Here is a 17,645-nt window from a genome sequence, read left to right as displayed (position 1 = left end):
CAAAATCCACGTGCCGTTACTGTGCAGGTTGCTGAAAGACTGTCTGCATGCGCGTCCGGAAAACATTTTTTTACGACCTGTCAGAAGTTTTCAGCAATTTGTTTATACAAAATTTATTATATTCATTCGGTTTGATTTGTTCATTCATACACAAGCAGCGAGGTAATCATGGAAGCGGCAATGACTTTCTCAAAACACGCATCCTTAATGAAATCCAAATTCAAAGCAGCTGGTATTCATCTGGCAATCAGCGGTGTTGTTTTTCTGGTTCTAGCTTATTTTATTGTTTTGAAATGGTATCCCTTGCCGTATTTTACAGCGGATGGCGGCTGGCAAGGTATTCGCATCGTGGCTTTGATCGATCTGGTGCTCGGTCCGTTGATGACGCTGATCATTTTCAATCCGGAAAAGTCGAAGCGGGAAATCCGTTTTGACTTTGGAATGATTGCACTGGTACAGGCCAGCGTGCTTGCCTGGGGCATTTATACCGTGCATGACGAGCGCCCGGTTGCCATCGTCCACTGGGACGGTGAATTCTACAGCATGCCTGCCAAAGCGTATCGCCTGCAGAATACCGACCTGGATCAATTGACGCAATACGGCACGGAAAGGCCCGTACTGATTGATGCCAGACGTCCGGTTAGTATGGAAGAGCTTCATGAGCTGCTCGCCTTGAGCGCTGAAAAACAGCTGGCGCCGTTTGAACAGCCTCAGCTTTACCGCCCGTTCAAACAAAACCGCGAAGATATATTTCTGAACCGGCTCGATATTGATGAAATTGTTGCACACAATGCGCAAATGCGACAGGAACTCGATGCCTTTTTAGCGCAGTCCGGAGACGGTAGAAGCGATTTCATTTATATGCCGTTGCATGCCCGTTACCATAATGTGATTCTGATTTTTTCAAAAGCCGGGAATGTCAAGGGCACACTCAATGCGCCATACAAGCAATAAGCCAGTCAACTGAAATGACTGTTGTCTCGCAAATATTTTTCAAGTACTGCGGATGCCGGAAGTGTTTTTAAACAAACTGGATTGGAGAGCAATCAATAAATGGGAACACGTAAAGAAAACGAACGAATCGAGATACGAAACGGTATTATCCGTATGCAAATCATCGGCGCAATCGCCGCACTGTTTCTGGGGTTGGGGATTTACGGCCTGTATGTCGCGAAAGGCGATGCATTTCATCCTTTGTTAAATCATCATGAGCTGGTTAGCGCCATGCTGGTTGCCGGTATCGTGTTGGAGATATGGCATTTATCTCAACTAATTCCGTTGCTCAAACAATATGCCAAATTTAAGCAGTTGAGTGGTATGTAGATATTATTTCCGGACGGACGGTATCGAAGTACAGAAATTGGACGCATCATGCCTAAATGAATACAATCGTTGTATTCCGACTAGCCTGGTTTCAGTTGAAATCGAAGCGAGAGCATGGTGACACAATTCAAATCAAATGGCGTTCTTATTGAATGCATTCAGGGGAATATTGCCGAACAACCGGATATGGCGGCCATTGTCAATGCGGCAAATGCCGCGTTGCAGACAGGCGGCGGCGTAGCCGGTGCCATTCATCGGGCTGCCGGACCTGAGCTCGAAGCAGAATGCAGGCAGTTTGCGCCAATTCGGCCCGGCCAGGCAGTCATCACCGGCGCATGCCGGTTGCCGAACCGTTATGTCATTCATTGCCTGGGACCGGTTTATGGCGTCGACGAACCTTCCGACGTATTGCTGGCATCATGTTATCGTCGTGCGTTGCAGCTGGCCGAAGAAAATGGCGTTGAATCCATAGCGTTTCCGGCTATTTCGACCGGTGTTTTTGGTTTTCCGCTGCCATCTGCCGCCAGGATCGCATTGAAAACAGCGTTGGATGCGCTTCCAAACCTTGTCAGAGTCAAGCATATCCGTTTCGTTCTGTTTGGCGAGTCTGATTTGCGGGTTTTTGTCGAAGCACTCAATGCCTGTACCAGCAAATGAAATTGACGCAATATAGGTCGCTGGCGGTATTGACACGATTGCTGATAGTCAGATGGCGCTTGTTTGCGAAACTTCGTGTATTTACTTGATCATCTGCGGTTCATCCTGATGGCAAACGCGAGTAAGCGGTATTCGTGAATAAATCGCTGCTATTGTACTGTTGCTGCAGCCCCATGTAAGGTAGATGGGTGAAGGTCACTGGACTATTGCTCAACGCGGATAAAAAACTGAAGGAGCAGGTGATAAACCGATACTTCGAGTGCGGTGCTATGCATCGAATCTTCTTGCTGCTCATGCTGGCGCTATTGTCGGGATGCGTGCAGCCGCAATTTGTCGACAAGCCCTATCCGCGCTGGGGAGAGGAATTCCAGGTACCCGGATCAACCGACACAGGTGAGGCAGCGACGCCGGCGCAATCCTTGTTGTTGCGTGTCATGTCACCACCGGCGGAAAACCCGCCTGCAGGTTGCTTGCTGCTTGTGCACGGAATGAATGAGCATATCGGCCGTTATGAGGATGTTGCGCGCTTTTTCTCGCAGCGGTTTATGGTGGCTGGTTTTGATTATTACGCACACGGTCTGTCCAATCCCGTATTGCGGCAGGCAGATAGGGCGCTTTCTGACGGGGCTGGGAGGCAGGATGCCAGTGACGCGTATCTGGCGCAAGCCGCGCTTGACGACCTGGAACCGATGCGCCGGGATCTCGATCGCGCAATCAAAGAAACGGTGCGTATCTGCGATACGCAGCATAAAAAGAATAAACCGGTGTTCATTATTGCGCACAGCCTGGGTGCTTTGGTGACGGCTTCGTATATGCTGCAACAGCAAGATGCCAATAGCCCGGTCAGCCGAATAGCGGGTGTCGTGTTTCTGGGACCCGGTTTTGCCGTCAGCGAAGTGCCCGGCTGGCGGGGTTGGCTGGCCAATCCGTTGATTAAGTTGTCGTTTCATGCCGAGACACATTTCTTGCACCCTCACGACGAGCCGTTACCGGTATTGATTTTCAATCAGCTAGTGTCTTTGCTGACTGTACCGGTGCTGGACGGTATATTTGAAGTACTTTCGTGGCCGGGTATCCGCCGTTTCGCCACACCGTCCGCGCCCGATTGGGTTGTGGATTATCTGACTGACAGTGCGCATGAAAAAGCGAACTTGAAGGGGGATGGATGGATCATCCGCCGCAGCCTGCTGCGGTATGTGAAAGGGATTGAAAGCGAAATCGTACAGTTTCGCCGCCATATGGACGGATTTTCCACGCCGTATTTTTTGATTTATTCAGTGCATGATCCCATCACACCCGCCTGGGGCAGCAAAGATTTTATTCATGCGACATTACACAATCATCCCGATAATGCCTGCCGGGCATTGCCGCAATCGCGTTACCATCAACATCTGTTCTTGACAGAACCCTTAAGAAGCAGGCTATTGCATGATATCGAGCAATGGCTTAATAAACGCGTGTAAACGCTTCAACAAAAACAAAAGTGAATGCTGCGAGAATCAGGCATGTTAAACAATTGTTGTAAATTTTTGTGAAAGATGCGGTAGCATAACGGTTTTTATCTGACAGAATGAACCGCTATGCCTGTTAACATCCCTGCTTTATCTTCGGAACATTTGCCGCCGGTGCCGGGCGTTTCGCTGGGTATTGCCGAAGCCGGTATAAAAAAACAGCACCGCAAGGATCTGCTGGTTATCAAACTGGATGAAGGCAGCCGGGTTGCCGGTGTTTTTACGCACAACCGCTTTTGTGCCGCGCCGGTTATCGTGGCGAAAGCGCATCTGGCATTGTCACCGGCTCGGGCGCTGGTGGTAAATACAGGCAACGCCAATGCCGGCACCGGAGAAGCAGGGCTGCAACATGCCCGCGCCACGTGTGCGGCGCTGGCCGAGTTGCTGGATTGTGAAACGCAACAGGTGCTTCCATTTTCTACCGGCGTGATTATGGAACCGTTGCCGGTTGACGCAGTGGTTGACGGATTGCCCGCGGCTGTGGCAAATCTTAAAACGGATAACTGGTTTGACGCGGCGCAGGCGATTATGACAACAGATATCGTGCCCAAAGGCGTATCCAGGCAGATTAAACTGAATGGCAGTACAGTGACCGTTACCGGCATCGCTAAAGGGTCGGGTATGATCCGGCCGAATATGGCAACCATGCTTGGTTTTGTCGCGACCGACGCCAGTATCAGCCAGACGCTGCTTCAGGAAATTGTACATTATGCAGCAGACCATTCGTTTAACTGCATCACGGTGGATGGCGATACCTCGACAAATGATGCATTTATGCTGATAGCAACCGGATGCGCCGGTCACGCCGAGATCGAAGACCGGAGCAGCACTGAGTTTCAACAGCTCAAAGATGCTGTAACCGATGTGGCCGTAACGCTGGCGCAAATGATCGTGCGGGATGGCGAGGGTGCGACCAAATTTATGACCATACGGGTTGATGCCGGGTGCAGCGAAAAAGAATGCAGGCTCGTGGCGTACGCCGTAGCGCATTCGCCACTGGTGAAAACCGCTTTTTTTGCATCCGATCCGAATCTCGGCAGAATACTGGCGGCGATTGGTTATGCAGGCATTGATGATCTCGATATCAGCGGTATCGAGCTGTATCTTGGAGATATACTGGTTGTAGAACAGGGCGCGCGCGCACCGGCATATCGTGAAGAAGATGGGCAGTCCGTCATGAGACAATCCGAAATTACCGTCCGCATTGTATTGAACCGTGGCGACGCATCGGCTACTGTCTGGACGTGCGATTTTTCATACGATTATGTGAAAATCAATTCTGATTATCGCAGTTAACTGCTGGCGTACAAAACTATATGCAAGAACTGGGAAAGCTTTGCGACCGTGCGGAGACATTGCTTGAACGACTGGAGAATTTTCTGCCTGCGGTACCACCGGAGCCGGACTGGTCTTCGAGTACCGCGTTTCGTTGGCGCCAACGCAACAACTGTGGTTTTGTTCAACCGGTAGCGCACCCGCACCGGATAAAGCTGAAAGATTTGCGTGGCATTGATCAGCAAAAAAAGCTGGCCGATCAGAATACACGCCAGTTTGTACAGGGGTTTTCCGCAAATAACGTATTGCTGACCGGTGCGCGCGGCACCGGCAAATCATCGTTGATCAAAGCATTACTGAATCAGTATGCCGGCGATGGATTGCGTTTGATCGAGGTGGAAAAAAACCACCTGGTTGATCTGCATGACATTGTGGCGCAAATAGCGCAGCGACCCGAACGTTTTATCGTGTTCTGCGACGATCTGTCGTTTGAACGCGATGAGCCGGGTTATAAGGCGTTGAAGGTGGCGCTGGATGGCTCGGTTGCGACGGTTTCGGATAATGTGCTGATTTATGCCACATCCAACCGGAGGCATATGGTGCCGGAATACATGCGTGATAATCTCGATACGCGTCATATAGGAGAAGAAGTGCATCCCAGTGAAACAATCGAAGAAAAAATTTCACTATCGGAACGTTTCGGTGTATGGATATCGTTTTATCCGTTTGATCAGGAACAGTATCTGGAAATTGTGCGTTGCTGGCTTGCAGGTTTCGGCTTTACGGATATGAATCCGGAAATACGTCGGGCGGCATTGCAATGGGCGCTCGGGCGCGGTTCGCGCAGTGGCCGGGTCGCGTGGCAGTTTGCGCGCGATTATGCAGGGCGACAGCAGTCCAGCAAACGGTCTGGTATTTGATCTGTCCGATAGGAGATTTTTGTTTGTGACGACGCCCCGGCCTGCAGCAGTTGTCGATGTTGCCGCTGCCGTCATCGTGCAGCCCGATGGCCGTTTCTTATTGACGTGCCGTCCCGAAGGCAAACCCTATGCCGGTTACTGGGAATTTCCGGGCGGTAAAATAGAACCTGGAGAAGCGCCCCTGCATGCATTGGACCGTGAACTTCAGGAAGAACTGGGCATTCAGATTCTGAACGCCGAGCCGTGGATTACGCGCAACTTTACGTATTCCCATGCTGCCGTTTGTTTGCGTTTTTTCCGTGTGACTCAGTGGCAGGGAATACCTCAGGCGCGGGAACATCAACAACTGGCATGGCAACAGCCCTGTCGGATCGCGGTTTCACCCATGCTGCCCGCAAATGCGCCTGTTTTACGCGCACTGCTATTGCCGCCGGTCTATGCGATTACGCAGGCATCCGAAATTGGTGTCTCGGCCGCTTTACAACAGATTGAGGGGGCGCTGCAGCATCGATTGCGTATGATTCAGATCCGGGAAAAAGCGATGAAGGGCGAAGCGCTGCGGACGTTTACGGAAAAAGTCATTTTGCTAGCGCATCAGGCGGGAGCGTATGTTTTGCGAAACAGCGATACGGATATGCCTCATGTCAGTGGACTCGACGGCGTTCATTTGACCGCGCCGCAGCTGATGGCCTTGTCCGAGCGCCCTGCACTGGAGAATGGCTGGTGTGGGGCTTCCTGTCATAATCGTGAGGAATTGTATCAGGCGGCACTGCTTCAGGTTGATTTTGTGGTGCTGGGGCCGGTTCTGTCGACGTTAAGCCATGCCGGTACAGCGCCCATGGGATGGCGGAAATTTGCCGCTCTAATTCGTGACTACCCGCTTCCGGTGTATGCGCTGGGCGGTATGGAACCGGATGATTTGTCTACTGCCCGGGAGCTGGGTGCGCATGGCGTTGCCATGATACGCGCAATCAGCCGTCTGTAATCCAGTGAAACTGTTTGCAGCAAGCTTGACAATAGATGGTTAATTTCTATCCTTTGCGGTTTCTTCGTGTTCTGTGTCGGGAGGTTCGGGCTCAGGAATACGGTAGGATTCCTGCGCCCAGTGTGCGAGATCCATGGTTTTACAGCGCTCGGAACAAAAAGGGCGGAACCGGTTTGCCTGATTCCAGATCACGGATTTGCCGCATTGCGGACAGTTGACGGTACGTTGTTTCATAGTCCAGTATTGTAAGTGATATTGTCCGGATAGCTCAAATTACGTTGCCTGAACTGATTGTTGATACACCGTATGCCAGAAAAAGTACTCGATAAAGCATTATCCGGCTCTGTCGTTTTGCGCAATGAACGTGCGCCAGACAGTCATTTGCCTAGTGCTGTCTTGCTGATGGGGCCGACTGCGAGTGGAAAAAGCCGGATCGCGCTGGAGATTGCAGGACAATTTCCGGTTGAGATTGTCAGTGTGGATTCCGCGCAGGTTTACCGGCATATGAATATCGGTACGGCCAAGCCTGGCCGGGATATACTGGCCCGAACGCCGCATCATTTGATCGATCTGATTGATCCGGTCGAACAGTATTCCGCGGCGCAATTCCGGCGAGATGTACTCAATGTGATGCAGGACATTACCGGGCGCGGAAAAATTCCGTTACTGGCTGGCGGCACCATGCTGTATTTTCAAGCGCTGCTGGACGGACTCTCAGTGTTGCCGGAGGCTGACAACAGGCTTCGAGCCACAATTGAGAGCAAGGCGGTAATTTCCGGGTGGCCTGCCTTGCACAAAAAGCTCGCGGCACTGGATATCGAGAGCGCGGCACGGATTAAGCCCACGGACAGCCAGCGTATTCAGCGTGCGCTGGAAGTCTGTATGCTCACCGGTCGCCCTATGTCTGAGATACTCAAGGCGCCCCGTAATGCCGAACTGCCTTTCCGGTTGGTCAAGCTTGCCTTATTGCCCGCCGATCGCGGCCAGCTGCATCAACGAATCGCACAGCGTTTTGAAAACATGCTGCAGGAAGGCCTGATAGATGAAGTGTCATTGCTGCGCCAGCAATTTGATTTAAATCCTGAACTGCCGTCGATGCGTTGTGTCGGTTACCGGCAGACGTGGCTTTACCTCGAAAAAAAGATCAACCTGGAAGCCTTGCGGGACAAAGGAATCGTTGCTACCAGACAACTCGCCAAGCGACAACTGACCTGGTTACGCAGTATAATGCGCAGATACGAAGTCACCGCGCTTGATTGCTTGGCTGATGATGTGCACCATCAGGTCCGTGTTTTTCTGCATGCAGCAAATATCGGTGACGGAGCGGCGCAGTGAAACGGCGGACAAATTGCAAACACCGCTGTTTTTTTGATTATTGTCAAAATACGGAGTGCGGTTTTGTGAGATTTTTAAAAAAGATATAAGTGTTTGTTATATTTTTGTATTTAAATGACCTAGAAAAAGGAGAGCAAGTATGAAATATTCTTTGTTGGCACTCGTTTTTGCAGTTTTTGCGTTAAGTGCTTGCGGTGAACCGAGAAGAACACCAGACGGCCATCTGATGGATAAACCGACGCCGTCAGCCTATGCACCCAGTGACTTCAACACACCAGGCGACCAGCCGGAGGATGAAGATTTACAGCAGGATCAGTAAGGTTGATCAATCAGTTGTATAATCATTCGGATTATGTTTACGTTTTAGTGCGTGACAAGCGGATGATCAAAGCATTTATTTCCATTTTGAGGAATGGTCGCTATCGATACATAATCAAAAAAAGAACGGGTAGAATCGTTCGTAAATCCTGCTGGCATCCTGTGCTGCTTTTTCAGCAATGATGTTTAAAAACGGCCGTTAATACCGCTTATTCTTTGGCGGATATAATCGCTCGTGAATGCTGTGTAACGCTGAGATTTCCATGGCGGCCTCAATTGGAAACCCCGATCTTCTTTGATCTCTGCGGTCAACAAGCAGTTTTTCGATGAATGGATAGAACTCATCGTAACCCCAATGCAGCTCGATTTTTTCCGCGACATGTTGATAATTTTTATCAAGCAGCGATTCCTTTTCTCCCAGAAAAGCGCCAAATTCTTTGATGAACGTTTTTAAAGCCATTGTTTACCGCGCTATTGATCAGGATGTTGTACACATTTTTATTGTAGCGACTGTTTGGTCTGTTTTATTTAAAAATTAACGGGATAAACACTCTGCTGATTACCTGATTGGCTTTGCGGTTTGAAACCCGTTGACGATAACCCTTGTTGCCATATGTTTGCTCAGTCATCCATGCGCAATGATGGCAGACAGTGTTTCGTTTCCTGTTTGCATGTTTAAGCATGAACATGTGTTTGAAAATTGTTTCGGTCTGTCAAACTACAATATTGACCAATTTGCCTGGTACGACAATAATTTTTTTTACCGCTGCATCTCCGATGAAATTAAGGACCTGTTCATTTTCCAGTGCAGTCTTTTCAATGACTGCTTGATCGGCTTGCTTGGCGACATGTATTTGTCCACGCAGCTTGCCATTGACCTGTACTACCAGTTTGATCTCGTCCTGAATCAATGCGGCTTGATCGGCTTGTGGCCAAGGCTGGTCGAGTAGTTCAGTGTCTGGTTTGAGCTCACGCCAGAGAACATGGCAAATATGTGGCGCAATGGGTGACAACATCAAAATGATGCATTCCAGTGCCTCTTGCATCAGGTTGCGGGCTGTTGGGGCGGTATCGTGCGCTTTGGCCAGACTGTTCATCAATTCCATTATTGCCGCGATAGCCGTGTTAAAGGTGTGGCGCCGTTCCAGATCGTCACTGACTTTGGCGATAGTATGATGCAGTTGAAAACGCAGCGCTTTGAGCTCCGCTGTCATATTCGTGTATAGATCCGGGTCAACGGCGGTGGTGCCTTGTTTGACGTGGCTGTAAACCTGCTTCCACAGACGTTTTAAGAATCGGTATGCGCCGTCGACACCCGCATCGGACCATTCCAGCGTTTGGGTTGGCGGACTCGCGAACATCATGAATAATCGTGCTGTGTCTGCGCCATATTCCTCGACCAGTTGTTGAGGATCAACACCATTGTTTTTGGATTTCGACATGGTGCCGATGCCCCCGGATTCTACGGGTTGCTGATCGGAATGCAATATTGCGCCGCAACGCTTGCCACTTTCGTCAAACTGAATGTCTATCTCGGCAGGATTGTAATAGGTAATACGACCGCCGTCGTTTTTACGGTAAAAAATTTCATTAAGCACCATGCCCTGCGTTAACAGATTGGTGAACGGTTCGTCGGTTTTCAGCAGACCGACATCACGCATAACCTTGTTCCAGAAACGCGAATACAGCAAATGCAAAATAGCATGTTCAATGCCACCGATATATTGGTCGACAGGCAGCCAGTAATCTGCGCGTTCATCGGTCATGGCTTTATCCTGATCAGGGCAGGCATAACGGGCATAGTACCAGGAAGAGTCGACAAAGGTGTCCATGGTATCTGTTTCCCGGCGTGCAGCCTTGCCGCATTTCGGGCAGGTGCATTCGTAAAAATGCGGTGTTTTGCCAAGGGGGTTGCCGGAGCCGTCCGGCACCAGATCTTGTGGCAGGACGACAGGCAGCTGTTCATCCGGTACCGGCACGATACCGCAGGATTCGCAGTGTATCAGCGGAATAGGGCATCCCCAGTAACGCTGGCGTGAGATGCCCCAATCGCGCAAACGATACTGCACACGCTTGTTTCCAAGTTTTTTAGCCTTTAATGCCGCTGCAATTGCATCAACCGCGGCCTGAAATTCAAGACCGGAAAACTCCTCCGAATCAACCGTGACACCATAATCAACATGGGCTTCAGTCAGCGGCAATTTCAAATCGCCATCGACTGGTTTGATCACCGCTTTAACCGGTAGTGCATATTGACTGGCAAATGCAAAGTCGCGTTCATCGTGTGCGGGAACGGCCATGACGGCACCTTCGCCGTATCCCATCAACACATAGTTTGCAATCCAGATAGGCAGCCGTTTGCCGTTGAGCGGGTGGATTGCGAACAAGCCGGTGTCCATGCCTTTTTTCTCCTGGGTTGCCAGATCGGCTTCCTTGGTTGCACCCAGTTTGCATTCCTGAATGAAATTATGCAGTGTCATATTGTCTTTGGCGGCATGGATTGCGATCGGATGTTCTGCGGCAATGGCTACGTATGTGGCCCCCATCAGCGTGTCAGCACGGGTGGTGAATACTTTAAGATCCTGCGGTGTGCCGGATTCCGTGTCGGCTGGAAAAATGATATCGACGCCGTAACTTTTGCCTATCCAGTTGGCTTGCATGGTTTTCACGCGTTCCGGCCAGCCTGGCAAGCTATCCAGCGCTTCCAGCAGCTCGTCGGCATACGCTGTGATTCTCAGGTAATACATCGGGATTTCGCGCTTTTCAACCGGTGCACCTGTGCGCCAGCCACAGCCGTCAATCACCTGTTCATTGGCCAGCACAGTTTGGTCCACCGGATCCCAGTTGACCGTACCGGTTGTCTGATAGGCAAGTCCTTTTTCCAGCATGCGCAGAAACAGCCATTGATTCCATTGGTAGTAGCGGTGGTCGCAAGTCGCCAGTTCACGGCTCCAGTCAATACTTAATCCCAGGCTTTTGAGCTGCATGCGCATATATGCAATATTGTCGTATGTCCATTGCGCCGGAGAAACCTTATTTTGCATTGCCGCGTTTTCCGCAGGCAGGCCGAAGGCATCCCATCCCATGGGCTGTAATACGTTATAACCCTGCATGCGGCGGTAACGTGACAGTACATCTCCAATCGTATAGTTACGCACGTGTCCCATATGTAATTTTCCGGACGGATAGGGAAACATCGACAGACAATAGTATTTTGGTTGGTTGGTCAATTCTTCCGCTTTAAATGCGGCGGTTTTTTCCCAAAATTGCTGGACGTTTTTTTCAATTTCCTGGGGATGGTATTTTTCTTGCATGACGCGGTAATTGTCGCTTTTAAAAGCTTTCATTATAGCGCGAAGTGGTAGAGCAGGACCATGTGGTGTGTTGCAATCAATTCAGTGTCCTGGTAATCAAATTTATAAGGCTTGATACAACCGGTTTGCCGGTTATGCCCTGTTACTTTTTAGTAAGAGAGTATAGGCTGGATTTGCCGTAATTTAGACTCAGGGTTTATAAGGTTAAGATAATTTGATACAATTGTAAGATTTTGATAACAAATAAGGCAGAGTATGAGTGATTATCTTTTTACTTCAGAATCCGTATCAGAAGGCCATCCGGATAAAGTTTCCGATCAAATATCGGATGCAGTGCTTGATGCGATTTTAACGCAAGATGTTAACGCAAGAGTTGCGTGTGAGACTATGTGCAGCACCGGATTGATTGTGTTGTCAGGTGAGATCACGACAACTGCAACAATTGATTATAATGTTATAGCGCGTGAGACTGTGCGCAATATCGGGTACACCAGTTCTGACATTGGATTTGACTCGACAACCTGCGCAGTACTGACTGCTTTCAACAAACAATCCCCTGACATTGCGCAAGGTGTAAATCGAACAAAAGAAGAAGAAATGGACCAAGGTGCCGGCGATCAGGGGTTGATGTTTGGCTATGCCTGTGACGAAACGCCACAATTGATGCCAATGCCCATTTTTTATGCGCACCGCTTGGTTGAGCGCCAGTCTGTATTGCGAAAAAACGGAAAATTATCGTGGCTTCGCCCTGATGCAAAATCACAGGTGTCAGTCAGATATCTGGATGGTAAACCGAAACATATTGAAACGGTCGTTATTTCCACACAACATAATCCTGAGATTTCCTATGAAATGCTGAAGGAAGCCGTTATTGAAGAAATCATTAAACCGGTTTTGCCGCAGGAGATGCTGAATGATCAGACCCAATATCTGGTAAATCCGACTGGACGCTTTGTAGTCGGCGGTCCGATGGGGGATTGTGGTTTGACGGGGCGCAAAATTATCGTGGATTCCTATGGTGGCATGGCACGCCACGGCGGCGGCGCATTTTCAGGTAAAGATCCATCGAAAGTAGATCGTTCCGCGACTTACGCAGGACGTTATGTTGCGAAAAATATTGTAGCTGCCGGCCTTGCAGGCCAATGCGAAGTTCAGATCGCATATGCCATTGGTGTGGCAAAACCCGTTTCATTGATGGTCAATACCTTTGGTACGGGAAGAGTTCCAGATAACAAAATTATTCAACTGGTCGAAAAGCATTTTGATTTGCGGCCGCGTGCAATTATTCATACGTTGAATTTGTTGCGTCCAATTTATGCCAAAACAGCGGCCTATGGCCATTTTGGCCGCGAAGAGCCTGAATTTTCCTGGGAAGCTACAGATAAGGCTGAGCTTTTGCGTGGCGAAGCAGGTATCTGAAGTAGATATCCGATCTACTGACTTCAATTCTTTTATATTGTTAATATTAAACTATTTTGTTCGCAATGTTGAGGGGCGCTGCAACGGGAAACCCGTGAGGCTCAGCATGTGGATATTGATACAACGGCGCTCGCTCCATGTTATGGGAGAAAGACTATGAACGCTGTGCTTAATCCGGATGGAAGCAGCTCTACTGATTTTAAAGTTGCCGATATAGCATTGGCCGATTGGGGCCGGAAAGAAATCGCTATTGCTGAAACAGAAATGCCAGGTTTGATGGCTGTGCGAGAAGAATATGCAGGACAGAAACCATTAGCAGGTGCGCGTATTGCCGGGTCTTTGCATATGACAATTCAAACCGCAGTATTGATCGAAACGCTGGTTGCGCTCGGTGCGGAAGTGCGCTGGGCGTCCTGTAATATTTTTTCCACGCAGGATCACGCTGCTGCGGCAATTGCGGCCCAGGGTATTCCTGTTTTTGCGTACAAGGGCGAGTCTCTGGAGGAATACTGGGACTATGCACACCAGATTTTCGAATGGAAAACCGCAGGTCAGCCTGGGGACGCAAATATGATTCTGGATGATGGCGGTGACGCGACTTTACTGCTTATTCTGGGAAGTAAAGCCGAGAAGGATATGTCTGTCATTGCTGACCCATCGAATGAAGAAGAACAGGCATTGTTTGCATCAATTAAGAGCAAGCTGGCAACTGAACCGAACTGGTATTCAAAAAAACTTGCCAGTATAAATGGTGTAACCGAAGAAACGACAACAGGCGTGCATCGATTATATGAAATGCAAAAAAGCGGTGAATTACCATTTCCAGCTTTCAATGTAAATGATTCTGTTACAAAGTCAAAATTTGACAATCTGTATGGTTGTAGAGAATCGCTGGTTGATGGCATCAAGCGTGCTACTGATGTCATGATAGCAGGTAAAATTGCACTGGTATGCGGTTACGGTGACGTCGGTAAAGGATGCGCACAATCGCTGCGGGGGCTGGGCGCTACTGTGTGGGTGTCAGAAATTGATCCGATTTGTGCGTTGCAGGCTGCAATGGAAGGCTTTCGGGTAGTCACAATGGACGATGCCTGCGATAAAGCTGATATTTTTGTGACAGCTACGGGTAATTTGAGAGTAATTGCCCATGACCATATGCTGAAAATGAAAGACCAGGCAATTGTATGTAATATCGGTCACTTTGACTCTGAAATTGACATTGCCTCTGTTCAGAAATATCAGTGGGAAAATATCAAGCCTCAGGTGGATCATGTTATTTTTCCGACAGGCCGCAGAATTATCGTATTGGCTCAAGGAAGACTGGTAAACCTTGGGTGCGCCACAGGTCATCCTTCATTTGTAATGTCGAACTCTTTCACCAACCAGGTGCTGGCGCAAATGGAGTTATGGAGAAACGGTGAGAACTATCAAAAAGAAGTGTATGTGCTGCCCAAACATCTTGATGAAAAAGTAGCTCGGTTGCATCTGAAAAAGCTTGGCGCTAAACTGACCGAATTAACTGATGAACAGGCGGTATACTTGGGTCTTGACAAGAATGGCCCATATAAGCCGGAAATGTATCGCTATTAAGAATCGCAAATAATAGATGTTGACAAAACAGGTTGTCTGCTGTTTTGTCAACAAATTTGCTTAATCATTCGATCATAAAACGCACGAATCAAGATAAGCGCAGTTAAGACTTTGCCATATATAACAGGCTGGTGTGAACTTTACAATGTTTATTGTGTTGCAGACAGTATGCGAGTAGCTGCATGTTGGTGGCGCAATTTATGCGTTTATTTTATACGCTTACCCCAGCCTTCTGTTATTTTTATCAGATAGCGCACTGAGAATAGAGACACTATTTATAGTGCTTTTCTGCATAATGGTGAAATTGCAGACACTGGATATTGATCATGCAGGTGCTTTTGATTTCAGTGGTTATGTTAACCAGAAACTGCCTTATCGCATGCAAATGAAATATCGTATATTCCGGTTTGCATGATTTGACGTGTTTTTCCAACTATCCAAAATGGAATCGCAAAAAAAATTTTTCCCTACATATAGTTTTGAACTATTTCCACCGCAATCAGAACAGGGTATTGAGAAGTTGAAAGAGGCGCGTAAAAAACTTGCGCAGCTTAACCCAAAATTTTTTTCGGTAACCTTCGGTGCCGGCGGTTCAACACGGGAACGCACCCTTGAAACCGTACTTGAAATGCAATCTGAAGGATACAGGGTTGCTCCGCATATTTCGTGCATTGGTTCCACGAGACAAAATATTTGTTCGATTCTGGAAACATACCATGCAGCGGGCGTAGATCAGTTGGTTGCCTTGCGCGGAGACATACCATCGGGTATGGCGCAAGCGGGTGAATTTCGTTATGCAAGTGAATTAGTGGCATATATCAGAGAAGCATTCGGCCAAGTATTTCATATTGAAGTAGCCGCATATCCTGAGAGTCATCCACAGGCCCGTTCAATGCAAGCTGATTTGGAAAATTTTAAGCGTAAAATCGAAGCCGGGGCTGATTCTGCAATTACTCAATATTTTTATAATGCAGATGCATATTTTTATTTTATCGAATCATGTGAATCGATGGGGTTATCGGTTCCTATAGTACCCGGCATTATGCCCATCAATAAATTTTCACAGTTAGTCAGGTTTTCTGATGCTTGTGGTGCTGAAATTCCGCGCTGGATTCGAAAGAAACTGGAGTGGTATGGAGATGATACAGCATCCATCCATGCATTCGGGTTGGATGTCGTGACAGACATGTGCGAACGATTACTTAAAGAAGGTGCGCCGGGCTTACATTTTTATACCATGAACAGCGCGAATTTGACGTCCGAAATCTGGCGGCGACTCGGATTGGAAACAATGCACTAATGCATGCCTGAGGCATGCCCGAGCATCAATCGTGTCGAATTCAACAGGTTCTTTTTTCAGATCAAGCAAGCCGGTATATAATGCAAAAATATATTAAGTCATCAAAACATATAAGGCGATTGCAAGATGGATGAGAAGCGGAATGATGTTGAAGTAGAAACCGAAGCCGAAAAGACTATACCTGATATTTCACCCGTTGACGCGTGCATAGACTATGGACGTGATATTTTGGCCATACAGATCGGTCTTGTTAAAGATAAAAACTATGACTTTGCGCCCGAGTTCAGAGATATGACGACGCAACTGTATCTGATCGGCATTATGTGGAAATATGCCGAAGGCCTCGAACACGCTGAGGATCCGCGTGAAACAGCATTTAGCGCGATGGAAACAATGCTGATACGAGACGGCATTAAGCCAAAGGATATCGGTAAACGTATTGAATTTCTTAGAAAGATGTCACGTTTGGAAGATGGCAGCAATGCGCTGGCTGTTGCAATCGGTTATGATTCACGTGCCGGTGATCACAGCTTGGTAGAGGTTTTTGAGCATTATGTCGATGAAATTCAGGTGTCGGGTGCTTTCTGGCGATTATATGACCGGGTCAAAAAAACAATGCTTTATGGCGGACTTTTTATTGCCTTTGTCGTAATTTGGTTTATAACATTATTCATGCCGGGCAACAGTACAATAGCAATACTTGCCGCAGGATTGATGTCAGCGGCACTATTTGTCATACCTGTATTTCTAGTCGGATTATTGATTTATTATTTGAAAATCAAAAAAGCCAAACAGTCAACTTAGAATTCGAAGCTTAGCTGCCGATTAAATGAGCGCACATATCATCGATGGGAAACTGATAGCACGGAATGTACGCGCCGAATGGAAGCACCGTGCAGCAAAACTGACAGAGCAAGGAAAAAGACCGGGACTAGCAGTCATTATGGTCGGGGACAATCCCGCATCAGCAATATATGTACGCAACAAAGTCAAAGCCTGCAACGAAATCGGTATTCATTCGGAGGTGCACCATTTTTCCAGTACTGCTGAGCAGGATGAGATACTGGACTGCATTGATATTTTGAATCGCAATAGGCATGTGCACGGCATACTGGTGCAATTGCCGTTGCCGCCGCATTTCGAAAACAACAGGGTTATTACTTCGATTGCGGTTGAGAAGGATGTAGACAGCTTCCACTTGTATAATGTGGGCGCATTGGTTACCGGCAACACCAATTTTATTCCGTGTACCCCCTATGGTGTGATGGTCATGCTTGAACAATGTCGCATTACAGTAGAAGGAAAGCATGCTGTTGTTGTCGGGCGCAGCAATATTGTTGGCAAACCGATGGCAATGATGCTTCTGGAACGCGGTGCCACGATCACTATTTGTACGTCTAAAACCAAAGATTTGGCGCAATTTACGCAGACAGCAGATATTCTTGTGGTTGCTGCCGGCCAACCTGGCATGATAACCGCGAATATGGTAAAACCTGGTGCAGCCGTCATTGATGTGGGGATTAACCGTTTGCCGAACGGCAGTCTGTGTGGTGATGTCGAATTTGAAACGGTCAAAGAAGTTGCCGGCTATATTACGCCTGTTCCTGGCGGCGTAGGGCCAATGACAATCACAATGCTATTATGCAATACTATACAGGCGGCTGAACGCTCCCAGCTAACTGCATAATGATTAATTGA

At 48.3% G+C, this 17,645-nt stretch carries 17 protein-coding genes and 1 riboswitch; of the genes, 14 read left to right on the top strand and 3 right to left on the bottom strand.

The window, feature by feature from the left end:
• The first annotated feature begins 168 nt into the window (after positions 1 to 168).
• The 7 genes from BMY60_RS06710 (at position 169) to BMY60_RS06680 (ending at position 6,671) form a co-directional block, all read left to right on the top strand.
• Positions 169 to 954, top strand: coding sequence for a hypothetical protein (locus BMY60_RS06710; protein ID WP_090332364.1), 786 nt, complete (start codon positions 169 to 171; stop codon positions 952 to 954).
• A 99-nt stretch (positions 955 to 1,053) separates the two neighbouring features.
• On the top strand, positions 1,054 to 1,323 hold the full coding sequence (locus tag BMY60_RS06705; RefSeq protein WP_090332362.1) for a hypothetical protein: 270 nt from the start codon (positions 1,054 to 1,056) through the stop codon (positions 1,321 to 1,323).
• Positions 1,324 to 1,437: 114 nt separating this feature from the next.
• On the top strand, positions 1,438 to 1,980 hold the full coding sequence (locus tag BMY60_RS06700) for a macro domain-containing protein (RefSeq protein ID WP_090332360.1): 543 nt from the start codon (positions 1,438 to 1,440) through the stop codon (positions 1,978 to 1,980).
• A gap of 269 nt (positions 1,981 to 2,249) precedes the next feature.
• Positions 2,250 to 3,443, top strand: coding sequence for an alpha/beta hydrolase (locus tag BMY60_RS06695; RefSeq protein ID WP_090332358.1), 1,194 nt, complete (start codon positions 2,250 to 2,252; stop codon positions 3,441 to 3,443).
• A 117-nt stretch (positions 3,444 to 3,560) separates the two neighbouring features.
• The gene (argJ, locus tag BMY60_RS06690; protein WP_090332357.1) at positions 3,561 to 4,787 is read left to right on the top strand and encodes a bifunctional glutamate N-acetyltransferase/amino-acid acetyltransferase ArgJ; all 1,227 of its coding nucleotides are present in this window, start codon (positions 3,561 to 3,563) and stop codon (positions 4,785 to 4,787) included.
• A gap of 20 nt (positions 4,788 to 4,807) precedes the next feature.
• Entirely contained in the window at positions 4,808 to 5,686 is an 879-nt protein-coding gene (locus BMY60_RS06685) for an ATP-binding protein (RefSeq protein ID WP_090332355.1), read from the top strand.
• Between the two features lie 25 nt (positions 5,687 to 5,711).
• Positions 5,712 to 6,671 carry a Nudix family hydrolase gene (locus BMY60_RS06680; protein ID WP_256250737.1) on the top strand — a complete coding sequence of 320 codons (960 nt, stop codon included), beginning with the start codon at positions 5,712 to 5,714 and terminating at the stop codon, positions 6,669 to 6,671.
• Between the two features lie 39 nt (positions 6,672 to 6,710).
• On the opposite strand, the gene BMY60_RS06675 is transcribed toward BMY60_RS06680, so the two are convergent.
• A complete protein-coding gene (locus BMY60_RS06675) occupies positions 6,711 to 6,905 on the bottom strand; it encodes a DNA gyrase inhibitor YacG (protein ID WP_090332351.1) in 195 nt (64 codons plus the stop codon).
• Between the two features lie 168 nt (positions 6,906 to 7,073).
• On the opposite strand from BMY60_RS06675, the gene miaA reads away from it, so the two are divergent.
• Both miaA and BMY60_RS06665 read left to right on the top strand, forming a co-directional pair.
• Complete coding sequence (gene miaA, locus BMY60_RS06670) at positions 7,074 to 8,006, top strand: tRNA (adenosine(37)-N6)-dimethylallyltransferase MiaA (protein WP_218141650.1); 933 nt, start codon at positions 7,074 to 7,076, stop codon at positions 8,004 to 8,006.
• A 139-nt stretch (positions 8,007 to 8,145) separates the two neighbouring features.
• A complete protein-coding gene (locus tag BMY60_RS06665; RefSeq protein ID WP_090332348.1) occupies positions 8,146 to 8,325 on the top strand; it encodes a hypothetical protein in 180 nt (59 codons plus the stop codon).
• A gap of 198 nt (positions 8,326 to 8,523) precedes the next feature.
• Here BMY60_RS06665 and BMY60_RS06655 read toward each other — a convergent pair whose 3' ends face one another.
• Both BMY60_RS06655 and leuS read right to left on the bottom strand, forming a co-directional pair.
• Positions 8,524 to 8,784: a hypothetical protein gene (locus tag BMY60_RS06655; protein ID WP_090332344.1), complete on the bottom strand. Its 261-nt coding sequence runs from the start codon at positions 8,782 to 8,784 to the stop codon at positions 8,524 to 8,526.
• A gap of 253 nt (positions 8,785 to 9,037) precedes the next feature.
• Positions 9,038 to 11,638: a leucine--tRNA ligase gene (leuS, locus tag BMY60_RS06650; RefSeq protein ID WP_090332394.1), complete on the bottom strand. Its 2,601-nt coding sequence runs from the start codon at positions 11,636 to 11,638 to the stop codon at positions 9,038 to 9,040.
• 255 nt (positions 11,639 to 11,893) lie between these two features.
• On the opposite strand from leuS, the gene metK reads away from it, so the two are divergent.
• From metK to folD, 5 genes are all read left to right on the top strand, one after another.
• On the top strand, positions 11,894 to 13,057 hold the full coding sequence (gene metK, locus BMY60_RS06645; RefSeq protein WP_090332343.1) for a methionine adenosyltransferase: 1,164 nt from the start codon (positions 11,894 to 11,896) through the stop codon (positions 13,055 to 13,057).
• Positions 13,058 to 13,121: 64 nt separating this feature from the next.
• A riboswitch (S-adenosyl-L-homocysteine riboswitch) is annotated at positions 13,122 to 13,196 on the top strand.
• A 17-nt stretch (positions 13,197 to 13,213) separates the two neighbouring features.
• Positions 13,214 to 14,647 (top strand): adenosylhomocysteinase, encoded by a 1,434-nt coding sequence (ahcY, locus tag BMY60_RS06640; protein WP_090332341.1) that lies wholly within the window; start codon positions 13,214 to 13,216, stop codon positions 14,645 to 14,647.
• Positions 14,648 to 15,089: 442 nt separating this feature from the next.
• Positions 15,090 to 15,947 (top strand): methylenetetrahydrofolate reductase [NAD(P)H], encoded by an 858-nt coding sequence (metF, locus tag BMY60_RS06635; protein WP_090332340.1) that lies wholly within the window; start codon positions 15,090 to 15,092, stop codon positions 15,945 to 15,947.
• A 126-nt stretch (positions 15,948 to 16,073) separates the two neighbouring features.
• Positions 16,074 to 16,751 carry a hypothetical protein gene (locus BMY60_RS06630; protein WP_090332338.1) on the top strand — a complete coding sequence of 226 codons (678 nt, stop codon included), beginning with the start codon at positions 16,074 to 16,076 and terminating at the stop codon, positions 16,749 to 16,751.
• 25 nt (positions 16,752 to 16,776) lie between these two features.
• Entirely contained in the window at positions 16,777 to 17,634 is an 858-nt protein-coding gene (folD, locus tag BMY60_RS06625; protein WP_090332337.1) for a bifunctional methylenetetrahydrofolate dehydrogenase/methenyltetrahydrofolate cyclohydrolase FolD, read from the top strand.
• The last annotated feature ends 11 nt before the right edge of the window (positions 17,635 to 17,645 follow it).

Source organism: Nitrosomonas sp. Nm51, assembly GCF_900111165.1.
Taxonomy (GTDB): Bacteria; Pseudomonadota; Gammaproteobacteria; order Burkholderiales; family Nitrosomonadaceae; genus Nitrosomonas.
Note: the sequence above shows the minus strand (reverse complement) of the source record. Positions and strands in the feature narration are given on the sequence as shown.